Below are 17,479 nucleotides of genomic sequence, written 5' to 3' on the forward strand. Positions count from 1 at the left end.
CCAACGAAGGCCGGGCGCCGATCCATTCGACGCCCGGCCTTCGAATACCTGGCCTAATGAACCTGCGGATCGGGCGGGTTGTCCTCGGCGCGACCGGTGACGGCATCGCGCACGTGGTCGACGACCGCCGCGCCCATGCCGACCGTCTTCAACACGGCCGGGTTGGGCGGAGTGGCCGGGTGCGGGCGGGTGGGCGCCATTTTCTTTGCGGCCTCTAGCTTTTCGCCGATCTTCTCCAACTCTTCCCGGCTGATCGCCACCTCGACCTGCGGCCAGACCTGTTCTTGCTCATAAGCGATGTGTTCGCGGCCGGCTTTGACGAATTCCTGCAGCGCCTCGTGGTAGTCGGCGTCTCCCGGCTTGCCGTCCTCCAGTCGCTGCAGCAGCTTCTTTCCGGCCTGCTCCTGCTCGATCGCCTTGTCCGCGAGCGAGTCACCGATCGCGCGGCGCACCGCCGGCCAGAAGAACTGTTCCTCGATCGCTTCGTGCTGCGACTCGGCGATGATGAGGTTGTTCACTATGGTCTCGAGGCCACTGCTCTGGGCGCCCGAGCCCGAGGGTGCGCCGTCCAGCGTTTCCAACAGCCCGAGCACGCTCTGATGGTCCTGACGAAGAAAAGTGATCGCGTCCATGCCTTGCCTTCCAGTTGGGCTTGTCACTCGAAGTGGCCTGCGAATACCCGGGATTGGGACCGTCAAACGACTAGCAACGACTAGCGGAGTCTGGGCAAGACGTTGCCGCCGTAAAAGTTGATCGCGGTGACGGGGTCGTCCTGGGGGAAGTGCATAAACGGGATTGCTCCGGCGTCGAGAACCCTTTGCACGGCGCCGATGTGGGCCGCGGGATCGGTGCCGACCGCCCAGTTCGCCAGCACCTTGTCGATGGGATTGGCCTCGGCGGCGCGTTGGATCTCGACGGGGTTCGGTTGGTCGACGGCGCCGGCGGTGAACCGCCACAGCGTCGCGGCGCGGGCGGCCACGTCGTTGTTGCCGACGACCGCGAAAAGTTCGGCGCGCTTACCCAAATTGGCGGCGTCCCGCCCGGAGGCCTGGGCACCCGCGCCAAATGCGGCGAGCAACGTCGGGTTCGTCAAGTCGTGGGCCTGGGTGATCCAGCCGTCGCCGTACTGACCGGCCAGCTTCGCGCTCTTGGGCCCGCTGGCGGCAACGAAGATCGGGGGCGGCGTCGGTGGTGTGTCGTAGAGCTTCAAAGCGTTCGTCTGAAAGTAGCTGCCGGCAAAGGAGATTCGCGAACCACTCCACAGCTGGCGGATCAGCCCGATCGCCTCGACCAGTCGGTCGTGACGCTCGGCGTAATTTCCGAACGCAGTTGTGGTGGCCTGTTCGTTGAGCCGTTCACCGGTGCCCAATCCCAGGAACACCCGTCCGGGGTTAAGGATCGCCAGCGAGGCGAACGCCTGGGCCACCGTGGCGGGCTGATAGCGGTAGGTCGGGCAGGTCACCCCGCTGCCGAACGAGATTCGGCTGGTCGCGCTGCCGACCAGGGCCAGGGTCAACCACGGGAACATCGAGTGGCCCTCGTCGTCCTGCCACGGCTGGATGTGATCGCTGGCCCACACGTACTGAAAGCCGGCTTGCTCGGCCGCCCGGGCCTGCGCGACCAGTTGGTCGGTGCGGAACTGCTCGTGCGAGAGCACCACCCCCACGCCCTTGCCCGCCGCCGGCGGCGGCGCGGTCGGTTTGCCGCGGTCGGACCCGGGCTTCCCACAGGCCTGCGGCACTCCGACAGCGCCCAGCGCGCCCACGCCGGCGGCCATCCGCCCGAGCTTTCGCCGCGAGATGCCGCTCACCGGACCGGCATACCCGTCATGCTGCTCGCCACACCCACTAACGTGGCGTGGGTGGCACCGCAGGCGCGCCCGGCGCGCAAAGCCGACATCCGCGAACTGTCACGCACCCTGGCCCGCGCGTTCTACGACGACCCCGTCACCACCTGGATGCTGCCCGACGAGAACGCGCGGCCCGCGCAGCTGATCCGGGTGTTCGCGACGTTGACGCGCCGCCACCATCTGGCCGGCGGCGGCGTTGAGGTGGCCGGCGACGGGCCCGGCGTCGGCGCCGCGGCCCTGTGGGATCCGCCGGGTCGCTGGCGGCAGTCGCGCTGGGAAGAGCTGGCGATGCTGCCGAGCTTTATTCGGGTCTTCGGGTCGGATTCGGCGAGGGCGCGCACGGTGCAGGAAGTCATGAAGCGGGACCATCCCGAGGAACCGCACTGGTATCTCGCCGTGATCGGGAGCGACCCGGCCGTCCGCGGGCAGGGCTTCGGCCAAGCCCTGATGCGCTCCCGGCTGGACCGCTGCGATGCCGAATACTGCCCGGCCTATCTCGAGTCGAGCAAGCCCGAAAACGTGCCGTACTACGAGCGTTTCGGCTTCACCGTCACCCGCGAGATCCAGTTGCCCGACGGCGGCCCGACGCTGTGGGCGATGTGGCGGGACCCGCGGTAGAACGGTGCCTAAGAAATCGGCACGTTGGTCGGCCCACTGGCCATGTATTGGTATTGCGGGCAGTAGGCGGTGATGGCCGACGCGGTGAATGACGCGCTGTCGGCGTTGGACCAGTTGGTATAACCGGCCACGCCGGCTACGACATCGTTCATCGGTTCGCCCGGGTTGGCGGCGAGCTGGTCGCACACGTAGGCCCTGGCCAGGAACATCGCGTTGTCGACGGTGCCGTATTGGATGCCGTTGCCGTCGAGGGCCTGGAGGAAGGAGTCGTCGGCGGAGTCGGCCAGGACCGGCGGCGCAAACCCGATTCCGCCGATCACCGCCCCGGCCGCCAGGATGGCCGCTGCGACCGGAGATGCGCGGAAGAACATGTGCTGAGACTCTCTCGCTGAGTGAATTTGCCCGGAAGATCGCAGCGTATGCGCCTGCGGGGTCGGTCACATCGGAAATTGCGAAAGTTTAATCGCCGGGGCCAGGGGCAACCGATCCGTATGGCTATCGACAACGGCGACTTTCCCGAGGAGGGCGGTCCCGGCGACACCCTCAACCCGAGCGAAGGCACCGACTCCGACGAGCTGCGCAACGACGACGGCGACATCGTCGTAGACCCGCCCGAGGGCTGGAGCGAAGCCGACCGGTTCGGGATGACGGCCCGCGAGGAGCGGGAGGGCGAATCCCTCGACCAGCGGCTGGCCGAAGAGGAGCCGGACGTATTCACCGGCGCACCGCCGTCGGTCGATGCGACCGATGACGGCGGCCCCGGGCGCGCCCACCGGGCCCAAATCGACGGCACTCCCGAGGACGGCGAATCGCTGTACGAGGTCGTCGACGAACAGACCGATGTTTAGTGCTCGGTTGTTCACTCCGTTGACGAACTGACCGTCGCTAGGGAGCGCTTCGCCAGCCGGCGATGCCGATGGTGATCATCCGCAACTGCTTGACGGCGAGCCGCCGAATGTCTTCCAGTGCCTCGGTGGTCTGAGCGTCCTCGATCGCCTCGGCGATGACGATCATCGCGTTCACGAACAGGGTCGCCAGGACGTTGAGGTCCTCGGTGCTCCACTCGTTGAGCCTGTTGAAGCGGGCCAGGTCGGTGGCCAGTTCGGAGGTGATCAGCCGCAGCTCGGTGCGAATGGCGTAGCGCAGCACGGTGACCCCGCCCGAGCGTTCCCGATAGATGAACCGCCAGTGCTCGCGGCGATCGGTGATGCTGGCGATGACGGTGTCGACCGAGGACTCGATCACCCGGTTCGGATCCAGCCGGCCGGTCCGCGCACCGCGCAAGGTGTCGCGCAGGGTGCGAAACGATTCGTCGATCAGCACCAGCCCGAGGGCCTCCATCGACTCAAAATGACGGTAGAAGGCCGCGGGCACGATCCCGACCTCACGGGTCACCTCGCGGAGGCTCAGGCTGGAAAAGCTGCGGTCCTGCAGCAGCTTGAGGGCCGCGGCGATGATGGCGCGGCGCGTGGCCTCCTTGCGCTCCTCGCGCGACGGGTTCTCGCGTGAGCGCTCTCGACCCGAGCGATGCGGGCGTGAGCTAGGAGTACGGCTGTTCACTATGTGAACCCTACCACAAATGTGCACTAAACCCTTGACTACCTGCGGTGGCCGGACGCACGGTGTACATATGTTCACTCAAACTTCGACCCGGAACCTCGCGCAAACCCTGCGCAAGCGCGTCCTGGGCTCAGACCTGTTAGACCTCCTCACCGGTCCGCACGGTGTGGACCGCTACACCGAGCTGGTGGCGCCGACCTGGACGCTGGGCGAGGCCCGCGCCAAGGTCGTGGACGTGCGCCGCACCACCCCGCGCAGCGTCACCCTCGCGCTCGCCCCTAACGAGGCCTTCGCGTCGACCCACACGCTCAAGGCGGGCCAGTACGTCAACCTCGCCGTCGACATCGACGGTCGGCGCCACACCCGCTGCTACTCGCCGGCCAACGCCGAAGGCAGCGCCAACCTCGAGCTGACGATCGGTCACCACGACGGCGGGGTGGTGTCGAGCTATCTGTACGAACGGGCCCGCCGCGGCATGGTGGTCGGCCTGGCCGGGATCGGCGGTGACTTTGTCCTGCCCGAGGCGCGCCCGCAGCGGATCCTGTTCGTCTCCGGTGGAAGCGGCATCACGCCGGTGATGGCGATGCTGCGCACGCTGATCGCCGAGCACCATCGGGGCGAGGTCGCGTTTGTGCACTACGCCCGCACCCCCGCGGAGGCGTGCTACCGCGAGGAACTCGCCGCCCACGACGATCGGCCCGGCGTGCGCGTGCTGCACGGCTACACCCGCTCGGGCGCCGGCGACCTCGCCGGGCGCTTCGGGCCGGAGCACCTGGCCGCCGCGATGCCCAACCCCGATGTGGTGTTCGCCTGCGGGCCAACGGCTTTGGTCGAGGCGGTGCGGGAGCACTGTGACAACGTGTACACCGAGAGCTTCGTGCCGCCCGTCTTCGACGCACCGGCGAACCCGTCGGGCGGTCGAATCATGTTCGCGGACAGCGGGATCGACGTCGTCGACGACGGTCGCTCGCTTCTGGAGCAGGCCGAATCGGCCGGCCTGACGCCGCAGAACGGCTGCCGGATGGGTATCTGTCACACCTGCACGCGGCGCAAGACCGCCGGAACGGTGCGCAACCTGATCACCGGCGCGGTGTCGACCCAACCCGACGAGGACGTGCAGATCTGCGTGTCCGTGCCCGTCGGTGACGTCGACCTGTCTCTCTAGGTTCCGAACCTTGAAAGGAAGAGCCATGACACAGAACACGATCACCCTGACCCCCGAGCAGGCCGAGGCATTCGGCCGCGAACTCGACGCCATCAAGGAACGCGTGATGGCGGACCTGGGCGAAGCGGACGCCGACTACATCCGCCGGGTCATCAAGACCCAGCGCGCGCTGGAGGTCGGCGGACGCGCGCTGCTGTTCCTGCCGCCGGCGTGGCCGCTGGGCACCGCGATGCTGGGCGTGTCGAAAATCCTCGACAACATGGAAATCGGGCACAACATCATGCACGGCCAGTACGACTGGATGCGCGACCCCGCGATCTCGGGCCGCACGTTCGAGTGGGACACGGCCTGCCCCGCCGATCAGTGGCGGCACTCGCACAACTACATGCATCACACCCACACCAACATCGTGGGGATGGACCGCGACATCGGCTACGGCATCCTGCGGATGAGCGAAGACCAGCGTTGGCACCCTTACTACCTGGGCAACCCGGTCTACGCGTTCCTGCTGATGGTGCTGTTCCAGTACGGCGTCGCGCTGCACGAGCTGGAAACCGAACGCATCCGCTCCGGTGAGATCCGGCTGCGCGACAAGCGTGAGGTGCTGCAGGAGATCTGGAAGAAGACCCGGCGCCAGACGCTCAAGGACTACGTCGCCTTCCCGCTGCTCGCCGGGCCGTTCGCGCCGTTCGTCTTCGCGGGCAACCTCTCGGCGAACCTGATGCGCAATGTGTGGTCGTACATGATCATCTTCTGCGGCCACTTCCCGGACGGCACCCAGGAATTCACCGTCGAGGAGACCAAGGACGAATCCCGCGGCATGTGGTACTTCCGCCAGGTCCTGGGATCGGCAAACCTGACCGGGGGCAAGCTGTTTCACCTGCTGTCCGGCAACCTGTCGCACCAGATCGAGCACCACCTGTTCCCGGACATGCCGGCTCGCCGGTACGCCGAGATCGCACCCGAGGTGCAGGAGATCTGCCGGCGCTACGGCATCCCCTACAACCGCGGCCCGCTGGCGCGGCAGTTCGGCACCGTCGTCCGCAAGATCGTCAAGCTGACCTTCCCGGACTCTTGGGTGCGGAAACCCAGTGGGGACCACCCCGCCGATCGGCTTCCGGTCGCCGCATAACGTATGAGTCCCGTTCGGTCCCGAGGCATTGCCTCGGGACCGTTCGGGGGGACAATGAGGTCCGTGGAATGGACCGGCGCACGCTACGCGGACACCCCCACGGTGGAAGCCTCGACGTGGATCGACGCCGACCCGGAGCGGGTGTGGGATCTGGTCTCCGACATCGAGCTGATGCCGACGTTCAGCAGCGAGCTGAAGGCGGTGGAGTGGGCCGACGGCTCGGACCGGCCCCGAATCGGCGCCCGCTTCGTCGGACACAACGAGCACGACGCGTTCGGCCAGTGGAGCACCACCTCGCAGATCGTCGCGTGCGATGCGCCACGCGTATTCGCCTGGGCCGTGGGCGAACCCGACAATCCCTCAGCGACCTGGCGATTCCGGTTGACGCCCCGCGACGGCGGCACCCTGCTGAGCTTTTGGATGCAGATGGGACCCGGGCGGTCCGGGCTGTCGGTGGCCATCGACTCGATGCCGGACAAAGAGGAAAAGATCGTCTTCGTGCGCATGCGGGAGTTCGAGGGCGCGATCGGCAAGACGCTCGCCGCGCTCAAGAGGCTCGCCGAGCACGGGGTGCGTTGATGCGCACCGCGACGACGGTGGAATTGTCCCGCGCCGCAGCCGAAGTCGTCGAGTTTGCCGTCGAGGCGGAAAGGCTGGGCCTCGACGTGTGCTGGGTGGCCGAGGCCTGGGGCGCCGACGCGCCCTCGGCGCTGGGCTACCTCGCGGCGCGGACCGAGAGGATGCTGCTCGGTTCGGGCGTCCTGCAGCTCGGCGTCCGGTCGCCCGTCATGGTCGCCCAGACCGCGATCGCGCTGTCGAACCTGTCGAACGGGCGGTTCCTGCTCGGGCTGGGGGCCTCGGGTCCGCAGGTGATCGAGGGCCTGCACGGCGTGGCGTTCGACCGACCGCTGGCGCGGATGGCCGAAACCGTCGACATCGTGCGGCAGGTGTTCGCGGGGGACAAGATCTCGCACTCGGGCAAGGAGTTTCAGATTCCCCGGCCCGGCGGTGAGGCGGTGCCCATGCGACTGTCGACCCGCGCCGAGCACGCCATTCCGATCTACCTGGCGGCGCTGTCACCGGCGATGCTGCGGCTGACCGGGCGCATCGCCGACGGATGGCTGGGCACCAGCTTCGTTCCGGAGGGCTCCGACGACGCGTATTTCTCCCACCTCGACGACGGGCTGGCGGCCGCGGGCCGCACGCGCGCCGACGTCGACATCTGCCAGGGAGCCGAGGTCGCCTTCGCCGCCGACGAGGACGAGCTGCGCGGCATGATCGCGGGCCGCAAAAAGGAGCTCGCCTTCAGCCTCGGCGGCATGGGGTCGTCGAGCACCAATTTCTACAACCAGGCCTACAGCCGGCAAGGCTGGGCCGACGTCGCGGCCGAGGTTCGAGAGCGGTGGCAGCGGGGCGACCGAGACGGCGCGGCCGGGTTGGTGACCGATGAGATGGTGCTGGCCACCACGCTGATCGGAACCGAGGAGATGGTCCGCGCGCGGCTCGAGGTCTGGCGCGACGCCGGCGTCGACACTGTGCGGCTGTATCCCGCCGGGGAAACGCTAGAGGCCAAGCTGGGCACTCTGGGCCGAGCCATCGAGCTGGTCCGCGAGGTCGCGTAGTTTCACGAGTTTCACCTCGGGCCGCGCCGGCACACCGTCGGCCAGGAACCACCGGAACGCGAGGTTGCCGCGCGGATAGTCCAGCGTGGTCAGCGAATTCGGGTGGGTTGTCATGCCGCGGGACAACACGATCGTCACTGTGCCATCGCCGTTGAGCACGGCGCTGCTGCCGTTGATGGAACACCGGGCATCGGCCGCGCCATAGGTGGCCATGAACTGGTTCCACACCACCATGTTCCAGAACCGGCAGGCCGGCGGCCGGTGCGTGATGACCAGCGCCTCGTCGTCGTCGAGCACGAAACTGCCGTAGGAATAGCACGCGTCACGTGCCGACCAGCCGAAGTTGGCGTCGGGCACCTGGTAGGGATCGGCGAATTCGTTTGCCGCATGGGCGGTCTCGTGCCCGAACGCGTGCTCCTTGTCCGCTCGAGTGCCGACGGCCAGCGGCACGATGGCGAACATCGTGCGCAGCCAGGTGGCCGCCGCCCGCAGGCTCGCCGCGGTCTCGGCGTCGCCATGCTGGATCGGATCGGGCTCGTCGAGCGCCTCGATGTTCCACACGACCGGGCGGCCGGTCAGCGGGTCGGCCTGGTAGTCGCGGGTCATCAGCACGGCCGCATCCGGTGTCGGGGGGAATTCGAAGCTGAAGTTGCCGTCGGCGTCGACATCGAGGTCGCTGTCGCGGACGATCGCGACGACCCGGTCCGACCACGCTCCGGGCGAGGGTTCGTTGTAGGCCGTCACCGAAAAGTACACGCTGTCACCGCGATTGCCGCTGATGCGGTAGCGCCGCTTCGGGTCGACCGGGCACAAGAAGTAGTAGGCGTCGGTGTTGTCGCCGCCCCACCGACGGTCGCGCCGAAACGGCGTGTTCACCGCGACGAACTGCGGGCGGCCCGGCTCGGGAAACAGGTAGGCGTCGAAGGCCACGCCCAGTGTGGCGGCAAGCATGCGGTAGCCGTCGGCGATGTGGCGATCGTCGGTGACGGCGCGGTCCCCCTCGAGGAAGGAGCGGTCAAGGGTGCCGAGCGCGGCGAGCAGCTCCTGCCACGCGGCCGTCGAGTCGTGCGTCATGTGCTGATTCCCTTCAGTAGCAGCGTGGTGGTGCGGTCGACCCACGCGTCGTCGAGTTCCTTGGCGCGGGTGAGCAGGGCGACCAGAATCAGGCCCGCGACGGCCTCGGCGAGTTCGGCGGCGCTGACGTCGGCCCGCACCTCGCCGCGGGCGGCCGCGGCCTGCAGCCACTCGGCCAGGCCACCGGCGATGACGTCGGCGAACCGCTCCAGCAGCGCCGAATGCAGGGTCGGGTCGGCGGCCATCTCGCCGACCAGCCCCGGCAGCGCCGCGCGGGCTGCCGGCGTCGTCAGGAAAGCCATTGCGCGGCGGACCATTTCGCGCAGGTCGTCGGGCGGCGACCCGGTGTCGGGAATCGCGGTCGCGGCGCCGATCGGGAACACCGCCTCGTGCACCAGGTGCGCCTTGCTTGGCCAGCGCCGGTAGATCGCGGGCTTGCTGGTGCCGGCCCGCTCGGCGATGGCCGAGACCAACAGGCCCGAGTAACCGGTTTCCGCGAGAAGTTCGACGGTCGCGCGCAGCACGGCGGCGTCGATACGCAGGTCACGGGGTCGGCCGAAGTCTATCGTCATTACGAAACTCAGAGTAACATAAGTCGCCGTGACCGAAGCCGTTCGCTCAGTTCCCCTCGACGACCTGGCCCTGCCCCGATTTGGTGCCGAGGCCCAACAGATCCTGGACATGATGGCCACCATGGCCGCGGACTGTCCGCTCAATGCCGGCGCCCTGCACTTGCGCGCCAGTGCCGATACCGGCCTGGACGATTTCGGCGCGGACGACTACCGAGAACGACTCGACGTCTACCTCGCCGACCTGAGGTCCATCGACGGGCTGCATCCGGCCGGGGCGGTCAACTTCTTCGCGCAGTTGGTGCAACTGCTGAAGAACCGGCTGCTGTTCACCGACCTGCTGCGCCGGCATCCCGAGATCGACGACATCGACCTGCAACCGCCGATCGTGATCGCCGGGTTGCCCCGCACCGGCACCACCCACCTGCACAACCTGCTCGCCGCGGCGCCCACGTTTCGCACCATGCCGTACTGGGAAAGCGTCGAACCGTTTCCCTTGCCGGCTGAGGAGGGAATCGAGCCGGATCCACGGCGCACCCGGATGGACGTCGGGGTCTCGGTCATCAACACGGTGATGCCCCACTTCCCGCTGATGCACGAGATGACCACGGACCACGTGCACGAGGAAATCCAGCTGCTCGCCAACGACTTCTCGACGATGCTCTTCGAGACCCTCGCCGAGGCGCCGCGCTGGCGCGGCTACTACCAGGCGCACGATCAGACGCCCCATTACCGCTACCTGGCCAGGCAGCTCAAGGCCATGCAGTTCCTGCGCGGCGGGCGGCGCTGGCTGCTCAAGTCGCCGCAGCATCTCGAGCAGGTGCCGGTGCTGGATCGAGTTTTTCCCGGCAGCATCGTGGTGTTCACGCATCGCGATCCGGTCCCGGTGGCGCTGTCGATGATCGCGATGATCACCTACTCCGCGCGCATGCACCGCTCGCCCGTGCCGGTTGGGCAGATCGCGGAGCAGTGGGTCGACCGCCTGGATCACATGCTGAGCGCGCTGGTCCGCGACCGCGACACGATCGGCCCCGACCGCTCGGTCGACATCCGCTTCGACGACTTCATGGCCGACGAGCTCGGTGTGGCCGAGCGGGTGTACGGGCTGGCCGGCGAACCGTTCACCGACCAGGCACGCGCGGCGGTCGCCGGCTACCTGGCGGGGCATCAGCGCGGCCGGCTGGGCAACGTCGAGACGTCGTACGAGATGTTCGGGTTGACGGAGGACGCCCTGCGACAGCGCTTCGCGCCATACGTCGACCGGTTCTTAAGCTGAGGCGGCGGTCGGCTACGTTTTCAACTCATGGTCGCTATGCCCGCGTTGAACGGTGTCGAACACAGGTACGTGGAACTCGGTGACGGGTTGACGATCCACGTCGCCGACGCGGGCCCGGCAAATGGGCCGGCGGTGATGCTGGTGCACGGCTTCCCCCAAAACTGGTGGGAATGGCACGATTTGATCCCTCCGCTCGCCGCCGACGGCTACCGGGTGCTGTGCCCCGACCTGCGCGGCGCGGGCTGGAGCTCGGCGCCCCGCTCGGACTACCGCAAGAACGACATGGCCGACGACCTCGCCGCGGTGCTGGACCGGCTGGGGGTCGCCACGGTCACGCTCGCCGCCCACGACTGGGGCGGCCCGATCGCGTTCATCATGATGCTGCGCCACCCGGAAAAGGTCACCGGCTTCTTCGGCATGAACACCGCTGCGCCGTACCTGAAGCGCGACATTACGATGCTTCGCAACATCTGGCGGTTCTGGTACCAGATCCCGATCATGCTGCCGGTGATCGGTCCGCGGGTGATCGGCGATCCCAAGGCCAGGTTCTACCGCCTGCTCGCGTCCTGGGTCGGCGGGGGATACCTGGTGCCCGAGGACGACGTCCGCTTCTACATCGAGTGCATGCGCCAGCCGGGGCACGCGGTGGCCGGTTCGAAGTGGTATCGCACTTTCCAGACGAAGGAGGTGCTGGGCTGGATGCGCGGCGAATACGACGACGCCCGCGTCGACGTGCCCGTCCGCTGGCTGTGTGGAACGAAAGACCCGGTGCTGACACCGGACCTGGTGGACGGATACGGCGACCGGATAAGCGATTTCAAGGTCGAGCTGGTCGACGGCGTGGGCCACTGGATCGTCGAGCAGCGACCCGAGCTGGTGCTCGACCGGCTGCGCGCCTTCCTTCGCGGCGAAACGTAAACCGCTGCAGCGCTATTCGACGCCGATAGTGACTTCGGTGGACTTGATGAACACCGTCGCGGGCTGACCGACGGCCAGTCCGAGGTCGACCGCCGCGTCCTTGGTGACCGAGGACGTGACGATCTGATCGCCGCCGTCGAGCTTCACCTTCACGATCGCCATCACGGCGCCGAGGTCGACCTCGGTGATGGTTCCTTTGAGTTGGTTCCGGGTCGATAGCCGCATCGCATCCTCCGTCTGTGGTTTCTGCGAAGAGCCTAGGCCGGCGACGATGCCCGCCGCGGAGTGGCGGGAGGAGGAGGCGGGCAATCGAGCCTAGGCACGCGGCCCGAGCAGGGCTATGGACGCGTCCACTGCCGGCTCGACGATCCCGCGCACCGGTTTGCCGTCCTCGACGGCCAGCGCGGTGAGCTCGCGCAGGCCGCCCAACAGGATCACGGCCAGCGGCGCGGTCAGCGGCGGCAGCTCCGCGCGCCGGAATCCCGGGCTGGCGCTGAGGTCGATCAGCAGGTTGGACAGCAGCTGCACCCCGCGGCGCTGGACCGGGCGGGCGACGGCGCCCAGCGACGGGAGCTCACGAATCAAGCTCAAGGTGATCGCCGGGCGGGCCTCCATGTGCCCGACATAGGCCTCGACGGCCTGGCGAATCTGCAGATGCCAGTCGGCCTCCGGGTCGACGGCCGCGGCGATGTTCTCGCCCAGGCTCTCAATGTCGGCCCGCAGCAGCTCCAGGAAGCACTCTTCCTTGCTCGCGAACTGGTCGTAAAAGGTGCGCTTGGACGTGCGGGCGTGGCGGACGATGTCGGCGACCGTGCTGGCGCGGTAGCCGCGCTCGCCGATCGAGGCGGCGAGGCCGTCGAGCAGCCGGAGTCGAAAGGGATCCGATGACGGGTCGGCCACGACCGCGTCGTCAACCGCTGATGTCACGGCCGCCCCCTTCGGTGAATACGGACCTTGTCAGGCTTGGTACCACAGAGTACCGTATCGGGAAAGGTTTTGGTACACCGCGGTACCGCTCCCGAACCCGGGGAGAGATAAGGGGAGCAGCAAGGCAATGAGCGACGTCGTGACCGCCCCGTCGGGGACCCCCGCCGTCAGAATGCCGCCGACGGCCCGAATCCCAAAGCCGCTGTCCGGCATCGGCTTCGCGATCTCGCGGCGCGGGATGATCAAGCGGTTGGCGCGCCGCTACGGCAACGTCTTCACCCTTACCATCCCGATTTTCGGTCGCGCCGTGATCGTGTGTGACCCGCAGCTGGCGAAGCAGGTGTTCACCACCAGCCCCGAGGAGCTCGGCAACATTCAGCCCAACCTGAGCCGGATGTTCGGCTCCGGTTCGGTGTTCGCGTTGGACCGCGACGAGCACCGCCAGCGGCGACGGTTGCTGGCGCCGCCATTCCACGGCAAGAGCATGAAGAACTACGAGGCCATCATCGAAGAGGAGACCCTGCGCGAGACGGCCAATTGGCCGGAGGGCCGGCCCTTCCCGACCCTGGACTCGATGATGCGCATCACGCTCAACGCCATCCTGCGCGCGGTCTTCGGCGCCGACGGCGCCGAACTGGACGAGCTGCGCCGTCTCATCCCGCCGTGGGTCACCCTGGGCTCACGCTTAGCCGTATTGCCGAAACCCGAACGGACATATGGCCGGTTCACCCCATGGGGCCGGCTGGACTGGTGGCGACGCCAATACGACGTCATCATCGACAAGCTCATTGCCGACGAGCGGGCCGATCCGAACTTCGCCGAACGCACCGACGTGCTCGCGCTCATGCTGCGCAGCACCTACGACGACGGTTCCCCCATGTCGCACAAGGACATTGGTGACGAATTGCTCGCGCTCCTGGCGGCCGGGCACGAAACGACGGCGGCCACGCTGGCGTGGGCGTTCGAGCGGGTGACCCGCCACCCCGACGTGCTGGCCGCCTTGGTGGAGGAAGCCGACAACGGCGGAAACGAGCTGCGTCAGGCAACGATCCTGGAGGTCCAGCGGGCCAGGACGGTCATCCTCTTCTGCGCCCGCCGCGTCTTTCCGCCAACCTTCCAGCTCGGTGAATGGGTTCTCCCCCAAGGTGATTCGATCATCGTGAGCATCTCGCAGATCCACGACGATCCCGACATCTATCCCGACCCGGAGCGCTTCGACCCGCAGCGCTACATCGGCGGCAAGCCATCCACGTTCGCATGGATCCCGTTCGGTGGGGGCACCCGCCGCTGCGTGGGGGCCGCGTTCGCCAACATGGAGATGGACGTGGTGTTACGAACGGTGCTGCGCGACTTCACGATCGAGACCACAACGGCGCCGGGGGAGCGCTGGCACTCCCGCGGTGTCGCCTATACCCCCAAGAACGGCGGGCGCATCGTCGTCCACCGGCGGCGGGCCGCAGGGGGTTGAATCAGCTGCCGGCCGCTGCTCGGCGCGGCAGCTTCCAGCCGGGCCGCACGAAGTGGCAGGTGTACCCGTTGGGGTAGTGCTGCAGGTAGTCCTGATGCTCGGGCTCGGCTTCCCAGAAATCGCCCGCGGGGCTGACCTCGGTCACGACCTTGCCCGGCCACAGGCCCGACGCCTCGACGTCGGCGATGGTGTCCAGCGCGACCCGCTTCTGCTCGTCGTCGACGTAGAAGATGGCCGAGCGGTAGCTGGTCCCGATGTCGTTGCCCTGGCGGTTCTTCGTCGTCGGATCGTGGATCTGGAAGAAGAACTCCAGCAGCGTGCGGTAATCGGTGACCGCAGGGTCGTAGACGATTTCGATGGCTTCGGCGTGCGTGCCGTGATTGCGGTAGGTCGCGTTGGGGACGTCGCCGCCCGTGTAGCCGACCCGCGTAGAGATCACGCCGGGTTGCTCGCGGATCAGCTCCTGCATGCCCCAGAAGCAGCCGCCGGCGAGAATCGCCTTTTGAGGATCCGTCATGATTGCCCCTCCTTGCCCTCTCGCACCGCAACCCGAAGCGATCCTCCGATTATTCCGCATCGCCGCCGTGGCTGGCGACCGCGGGCGATGCTCGACAAACGTCAATAGAACGTGTTCTAGTTCTGGCATGACTACCGCCACGTTCTCGCACAGCGAACTCGCCGCCGCCTTCGAGAAATTCGAGGAAACGGTCGCCCGGGCCGCCGAGACCCGGGACTGGGACGCCTGGGTCGAGCAGTACACGCCGGACGTCGAATACATCGAGCACGCGGCGGGCACCATGCACGGTCGCGACGAGGTGCGCGAGTGGATCAAGCAGACGATGACCACCTTCCCCGGCAGCCACATGGTCGCGTTCCCCACGCTGTGGTCGGTCATCGACGCGCCCACCGGGCGGGTCATCCTCGAACTGGACAACCCGATGCGCGACCCCGGCGACGGCAGCGTCATCAGCGCCACCAACATCACGATCATCACGTATGCCGGCGACGGCCTGTGGAGTCGTGAAGAAGACATCTACAACCCGCTGCGTTTCCTGCGGGCGGCGCTGAAGTGGTGCCGCAAGGCGCAGCAGCTGGGCACCCTCGACGACGACGCCGCGCGTTGGATGGAACAGAACGGCGGGCAACAGTGAGCGCGAAACCCAAGCTCGTCATCGGCGCCAACGGCTTTCTGGGTTCGCATGTGACCCGCCAACTCGTCGCCGACGGCGCCGACGTGCGGGTGATGGTGCGCCCGAACGCCAACACCCGCAGCATCGACGACCTGCAGGTCAGCCGCTTTCAGGGCGACGTCTTCGACACCGACACGGTGCGCGAGGCGATGGACGGCGTCGACGACGTCTACTACTGCGTCGTCGACACGCGCGCCTGGCTGCGCGACCCGTCGCCGTTGTTCCGCACCAACGTTGACGGCCTGCGCAACGTCCTCGACGTCGCCGTCAAGGAACCGGGCCTACGCAGGTTCGTCTTCACCAGCACCTACGCGACGGTGGGCCGGCGACACGGGCACGTGGCGACCGAACAGGACGTGATCGACCCACGCGGCCTGACTCCGTATGTCCAATCCCGGGTCCAGGCCGAAGATTTGGTGATGCGCTACGTCGCCGAGGCCGGGCTGCCCGCCGTCGCGATGTGCGTCTCGACGACGTACGGCAGCGGGGACTGGGGCGGCACCCCGCACGGCGCGTTCATCGCCGGCGCGGTCTTCGGCAAGCTGCCCTTCCTGATGAACGGCATCCAGCTGGAGGTCGTCGGCGTCGACGACGCCGCGCGGGCCATGATCCTGGCCGCCGAGCGCGGCCGCATCGGGGAGCGATACCTGGTCTCCGAGCGGATGTTCGCGCTCAATGACGTCGTCCGAATCGCGGCGGACGAGGCGGGCGTGCCGCCGCCGCGACGCTCGATTTCGGTGCCGGTGCTCTACGCCCTGGCCGCGATGGGCACCCTGAGGGCGCGACTCACCGGCAAGGACTCCGAACTCAGCCTCAAGTCGGTGCGGATGATGCGCGCCGAAGCCCCCGTCGACAGCAGCAAGGCGATGCGCGAATTGGGCTGGCAGCCGCGCCCGGTCGAGGAATCGATCCGCGAGGCGGCCCGGTTCTGGGCCGCCCTGAAGGGAGCGCAGTCCGCTCGATCCGCGACGAAGGACAGCACCGCCGCCCAGGCCGACTAGCCTGCGCCCGTCGTCGGTTCAGTTCGCGGGCCGCGGCGGCAAGGTCGTGACGACCGCGTCGCCGGCCGCGGCGGACGAGGAGAGATGCAGCGGATGCAGCGGCAGTTCGCTCGTCTGCGTCAACGCGGCCTGGTGTTGCAGGATGATGCCCTCGCGCAGCGCCCACGGGCTCACCTGCACGGTGGGAATCTGCAGGTAGCGCAGCGTCTCGAGGGCCACGATCGCGCCGGCCAGGATCTGTCCCGCCCGCGCCGTCGACACGCCGCGCAACCGGGCGCGTTCGGCCGGGGTCATCCGTTTGAGCCGGGGCAGGCAGCGAGCCAGGTCCGCGGTCGCCAGGGTGCGGCGAACGAACGGGCCCTTGCGCATCTTGGGGGCGCCGCACAACCGCGCCAATTGCCGGAACGTCTTCGACGTCACGACCACCTGGCCCGGTTTCCCCTCCCAGATGATCCGGTCGGCGACGTCACCGAGCTCGCTCTCGACGCGTTTTCGTAGCGCCTTGAGCTGCTTGCCGGAGGGCACCGGCGCGGAGCCGAAGAACTCGCGGGTGGCGCGGCCGGCCCCCAGCGGAAACGAGAGGGCGAAGTCGGGCGCCTGGTCCCGACCGAAGGCCAATTCCATCGAGCCCCCGCCGATATCGATGATGAGCATCCGCCCGGCCTGCCATCCGTACCAGCGGCGGACGGCACCATAGGTCAGGCGAGCCTCTTGCTCCCCGGAAAGCACCTGCAACCGAATCCCGCACCGATCTTCGATGTGGTCCAGCACCGCTTCCCGGTTAGAGGCATCGCGAATCGCGGCCGTCGCGAACGGGTACAGCCATTCGACATCGAAGTCGCGCGCCGCGGAAATCGCTTGCTCCACGGCGGAAGTCACATGGGCGATGCCTGATTTGGAGATCGAGCCGTCCTCGCCCAGCTCCTCGCCGAGGTGGGTGTGCTCCTTGACGGCGCGAACCGGGAGCGGCGGACTGCCCGCCATCGCGTCGACCACCTGCAGCTGCGCCGAATTCGAGCCGACATCGAGAACTGCGAGTCTCATAGCGAGCGCATACCCTCGGATGTTCGACCTAAGCAGAGCAGGCGGGAAGTCTTGGGCACGGCCTGG

21 protein-coding genes are annotated in these 17,479 nt (G+C 67.7%); 11 read left to right on the forward strand and 10 right to left on the reverse strand.

The window, feature by feature from the left end; all coding sequences use genetic code 11:
• Nucleotides 1-53: 53 nt before the first annotated feature.
• Together A5712_RS27955 and A5712_RS27960 are read right to left on the reverse strand one after the other, a co-directional pair.
• Nucleotides 54-632: a hemerythrin domain-containing protein gene (locus tag A5712_RS27955; RefSeq protein WP_068113130.1), complete on the reverse strand. Its 579-nt coding sequence runs from the start codon at nt 630-632 to the stop codon at nt 54-56.
• A gap of 80 nt (nt 633-712) precedes the next feature.
• On the reverse strand, nt 713-1,810 hold the full coding sequence (locus A5712_RS27960) for a F420-dependent hydroxymycolic acid dehydrogenase (protein WP_068113134.1): 1,098 nt from the start codon (nt 1,808-1,810) through the stop codon (nt 713-715).
• A 51-nt stretch (nt 1,811-1,861) separates the two neighbouring features.
• Between A5712_RS27960 and A5712_RS27965 the strand changes: the two genes are divergently transcribed.
• Nucleotides 1,862-2,467, forward strand: coding sequence for a GNAT family N-acetyltransferase (locus A5712_RS27965; RefSeq protein WP_068113303.1), 606 nt, complete (start codon nt 1,862-1,864; stop codon nt 2,465-2,467).
• Between the two features lie 8 nt (nt 2,468-2,475).
• Here the strand turns inward: A5712_RS27965 and A5712_RS27970 are convergent, their stop codons facing one another.
• On the reverse strand, nt 2,476-2,838 hold the full coding sequence (locus tag A5712_RS27970; protein ID WP_082973700.1) for a DUF732 domain-containing protein: 363 nt from the start codon (nt 2,836-2,838) through the stop codon (nt 2,476-2,478).
• A 120-nt stretch (nt 2,839-2,958) separates the two neighbouring features.
• Between A5712_RS27970 and A5712_RS27975 the strand changes: the two genes are divergently transcribed.
• Entirely contained in the window at nt 2,959-3,315 is a 357-nt protein-coding gene (locus A5712_RS27975; RefSeq protein WP_068113137.1) for a hypothetical protein, read from the forward strand.
• A 37-nt stretch (nt 3,316-3,352) separates the two neighbouring features.
• On the opposite strand, the gene A5712_RS27980 is transcribed toward A5712_RS27975, so the two are convergent.
• A complete protein-coding gene (locus tag A5712_RS27980) occupies nt 3,353-4,027 on the reverse strand; it encodes a TetR family transcriptional regulator (RefSeq protein ID WP_068113139.1) in 675 nt (224 codons plus the stop codon).
• Nucleotides 4,028-4,097: 70 nt separating this feature from the next.
• Between A5712_RS27980 and A5712_RS27985 the strand changes: the two genes are divergently transcribed.
• From A5712_RS27985 to A5712_RS28000, 4 genes are read left to right on the forward strand one after another with little or no spacing between them, the layout of a single operon-like run.
• Complete coding sequence (locus A5712_RS27985) at nt 4,098-5,192, forward strand: ferredoxin reductase (RefSeq protein WP_068113142.1); 1,095 nt, start codon at nt 4,098-4,100, stop codon at nt 5,190-5,192.
• A gap of 25 nt (nt 5,193-5,217) precedes the next feature.
• Nucleotides 5,218-6,324 carry an acyl-CoA desaturase gene (locus tag A5712_RS27990; RefSeq protein WP_068113143.1) on the forward strand — a complete coding sequence of 369 codons (1,107 nt, stop codon included), beginning with the start codon at nt 5,218-5,220 and terminating at the stop codon, nt 6,322-6,324.
• A 54-nt stretch (nt 6,325-6,378) separates the two neighbouring features.
• On the forward strand, nt 6,379-6,903 hold the full coding sequence (locus A5712_RS27995) for an SRPBCC family protein (protein ID WP_193376383.1): 525 nt from the start codon (nt 6,379-6,381) through the stop codon (nt 6,901-6,903).
• Complete coding sequence (locus A5712_RS28000; protein WP_068113148.1) at nt 6,903-7,946, forward strand: LLM class flavin-dependent oxidoreductase; 1,044 nt, start codon at nt 6,903-6,905, stop codon at nt 7,944-7,946. The genes A5712_RS27995 and A5712_RS28000 overlap by 1 nt, the downstream gene beginning before the upstream one ends.
• Here A5712_RS28000 and A5712_RS28005 read toward each other — a convergent pair.
• Nucleotides 7,887-9,020 carry a DUF1214 domain-containing protein gene (locus A5712_RS28005; RefSeq protein WP_068113153.1) on the reverse strand — a complete coding sequence of 378 codons (1,134 nt, stop codon included), beginning with the start codon at nt 9,018-9,020 and terminating at the stop codon, nt 7,887-7,889. The two genes, A5712_RS28000 and A5712_RS28005, sit on opposite strands and share 60 nt — an antisense overlap.
• A complete protein-coding gene (locus A5712_RS28010; protein WP_068113156.1) occupies nt 9,017-9,592 on the reverse strand; it encodes a TetR/AcrR family transcriptional regulator in 576 nt (191 codons plus the stop codon). Before A5712_RS28010 ends, A5712_RS28005 begins: the two co-directional genes overlap by 4 nt.
• A 28-nt stretch (nt 9,593-9,620) precedes the next feature.
• On the opposite strand from A5712_RS28010, the gene A5712_RS28015 reads away from it, so the two are divergent.
• Together A5712_RS28015 and A5712_RS28020 are read left to right on the forward strand one after the other, a co-directional pair.
• Nucleotides 9,621-10,865, forward strand: a complete 1,245-nt coding sequence (locus A5712_RS28015) for a sulfotransferase (protein ID WP_068113159.1) — start codon at nt 9,621-9,623, stop codon at nt 10,863-10,865.
• 27 nt (nt 10,866-10,892) lie between these two features.
• Complete coding sequence (locus A5712_RS28020) at nt 10,893-11,783, forward strand: alpha/beta fold hydrolase (protein ID WP_068113163.1); 891 nt, start codon at nt 10,893-10,895, stop codon at nt 11,781-11,783.
• A gap of 12 nt (nt 11,784-11,795) precedes the next feature.
• On the opposite strand, the gene A5712_RS28025 is transcribed toward A5712_RS28020, so the two are convergent.
• The gene (locus A5712_RS28025; RefSeq protein WP_067157920.1) at nt 11,796-12,008 is read right to left on the reverse strand and encodes a molybdopterin-binding protein; all 213 of its coding nucleotides are present in this window, start codon (nt 12,006-12,008) and stop codon (nt 11,796-11,798) included.
• 90 nt (nt 12,009-12,098) lie between these two features.
• Nucleotides 12,099-12,683 (reverse strand): TetR/AcrR family transcriptional regulator, encoded by a 585-nt coding sequence (locus tag A5712_RS28030; protein ID WP_369830443.1) that lies wholly within the window; start codon nt 12,681-12,683, stop codon nt 12,099-12,101.
• A gap of 154 nt (nt 12,684-12,837) precedes the next feature.
• Between A5712_RS28030 and A5712_RS28035 the strand changes: the two genes are divergently transcribed.
• Nucleotides 12,838-14,178, forward strand: a complete 1,341-nt coding sequence (locus tag A5712_RS28035; RefSeq protein ID WP_068113169.1) for a cytochrome P450 — start codon at nt 12,838-12,840, stop codon at nt 14,176-14,178.
• 1 nt (nt 14,179) lies between these two features.
• Here the strand turns inward: A5712_RS28035 and msrA are convergent, their stop codons facing one another.
• Nucleotides 14,180-14,695 carry a peptide-methionine (S)-S-oxide reductase MsrA gene (gene msrA, locus A5712_RS28040; protein WP_068113172.1) on the reverse strand — a complete coding sequence of 172 codons (516 nt, stop codon included), beginning with the start codon at nt 14,693-14,695 and terminating at the stop codon, nt 14,180-14,182.
• Nucleotides 14,696-14,822: 127 nt separating this feature from the next.
• Here msrA and A5712_RS28045 point away from each other — a divergent pair, with 127 nt between their 5' ends.
• Nucleotides 14,823-15,329 carry a nuclear transport factor 2 family protein gene (locus tag A5712_RS28045; RefSeq protein WP_068113176.1) on the forward strand — a complete coding sequence of 169 codons (507 nt, stop codon included), beginning with the start codon at nt 14,823-14,825 and terminating at the stop codon, nt 15,327-15,329.
• On the forward strand, nt 15,326-16,369 hold the full coding sequence (locus tag A5712_RS28050; RefSeq protein WP_068113179.1) for an NAD-dependent epimerase/dehydratase family protein: 1,044 nt from the start codon (nt 15,326-15,328) through the stop codon (nt 16,367-16,369). Before A5712_RS28045 ends, A5712_RS28050 begins: the two co-directional genes overlap by 4 nt.
• Nucleotides 16,370-16,387: 18 nt before the next feature.
• Here A5712_RS28050 and A5712_RS28055 read toward each other — a convergent pair whose 3' ends face one another.
• A complete protein-coding gene (locus tag A5712_RS28055) occupies nt 16,388-17,413 on the reverse strand; it encodes a hypothetical protein (protein ID WP_068113181.1) in 1,026 nt (341 codons plus the stop codon).
• Nucleotides 17,414-17,479: the final 66 nt, after the last annotated feature.

Source organism: Mycobacterium sp. E2327 (assembly GCF_001672675.1).
Lineage (GTDB): Bacteria > Actinomycetota > Actinomycetes > Mycobacteriales > Mycobacteriaceae > Mycobacterium.

Excerpts from the sequence above, each read along its gene's own strand:
- A5712_RS27955 (WP_068113130.1), bottom strand. The coding sequence starts at position 632 with ATGGACGCGATCACTTTTCTTCGTCAGGACCATCAGAGCGTGCTCGGG.
- A5712_RS27970 (WP_082973700.1), bottom strand. The coding sequence starts at position 2,838 with ATGTTCTTCCGCGCATCTCCGGTCGCAGCGGCCATCCTGGCGGCCGGG.
- A5712_RS27975 (WP_068113137.1), top strand. The coding sequence starts at position 2,959 with ATGGCTATCGACAACGGCGACTTTCCCGAGGAGGGCGGTCCCGGCGAC.
- A5712_RS27985 (WP_068113142.1), top strand. The coding sequence starts at position 4,098 with ATGTTCACTCAAACTTCGACCCGGAACCTCGCGCAAACCCTGCGCAAG.
- A5712_RS27990 (WP_068113143.1), top strand. The coding sequence starts at position 5,218 with ATGACACAGAACACGATCACCCTGACCCCCGAGCAGGCCGAGGCATTC.
- A5712_RS27995 (WP_193376383.1), top strand. The coding sequence starts at position 6,379 with ATGAGGTCCGTGGAATGGACCGGCGCACGCTACGCGGACACCCCCACG.
- A5712_RS28000 (WP_068113148.1), top strand. The coding sequence starts at position 6,903 with ATGCGCACCGCGACGACGGTGGAATTGTCCCGCGCCGCAGCCGAAGTC.
- A5712_RS28005 (WP_068113153.1), bottom strand. The coding sequence starts at position 9,020 with ATGACGCACGACTCGACGGCCGCGTGGCAGGAGCTGCTCGCCGCGCTC.
- A5712_RS28010 (WP_068113156.1), bottom strand. The coding sequence starts at position 9,592 with ATGACGATAGACTTCGGCCGACCCCGTGACCTGCGTATCGACGCCGCC.
- A5712_RS28020 (WP_068113163.1), top strand. The coding sequence starts at position 10,893 with ATGGTCGCTATGCCCGCGTTGAACGGTGTCGAACACAGGTACGTGGAA.
- A5712_RS28025 (WP_067157920.1), bottom strand. The coding sequence starts at position 12,008 with ATGCGGCTATCGACCCGGAACCAACTCAAAGGAACCATCACCGAGGTC.
- A5712_RS28035 (WP_068113169.1), top strand. The coding sequence starts at position 12,838 with ATGAGCGACGTCGTGACCGCCCCGTCGGGGACCCCCGCCGTCAGAATG.
- msrA (WP_068113172.1), bottom strand. The coding sequence starts at position 14,695 with ATGACGGATCCTCAAAAGGCGATTCTCGCCGGCGGCTGCTTCTGGGGC.
- A5712_RS28045 (WP_068113176.1), top strand. The coding sequence starts at position 14,823 with ATGACTACCGCCACGTTCTCGCACAGCGAACTCGCCGCCGCCTTCGAG.
- A5712_RS28055 (WP_068113181.1), bottom strand. The coding sequence starts at position 17,413 with ATGAGACTCGCAGTTCTCGATGTCGGCTCGAATTCGGCGCAGCTGCAG.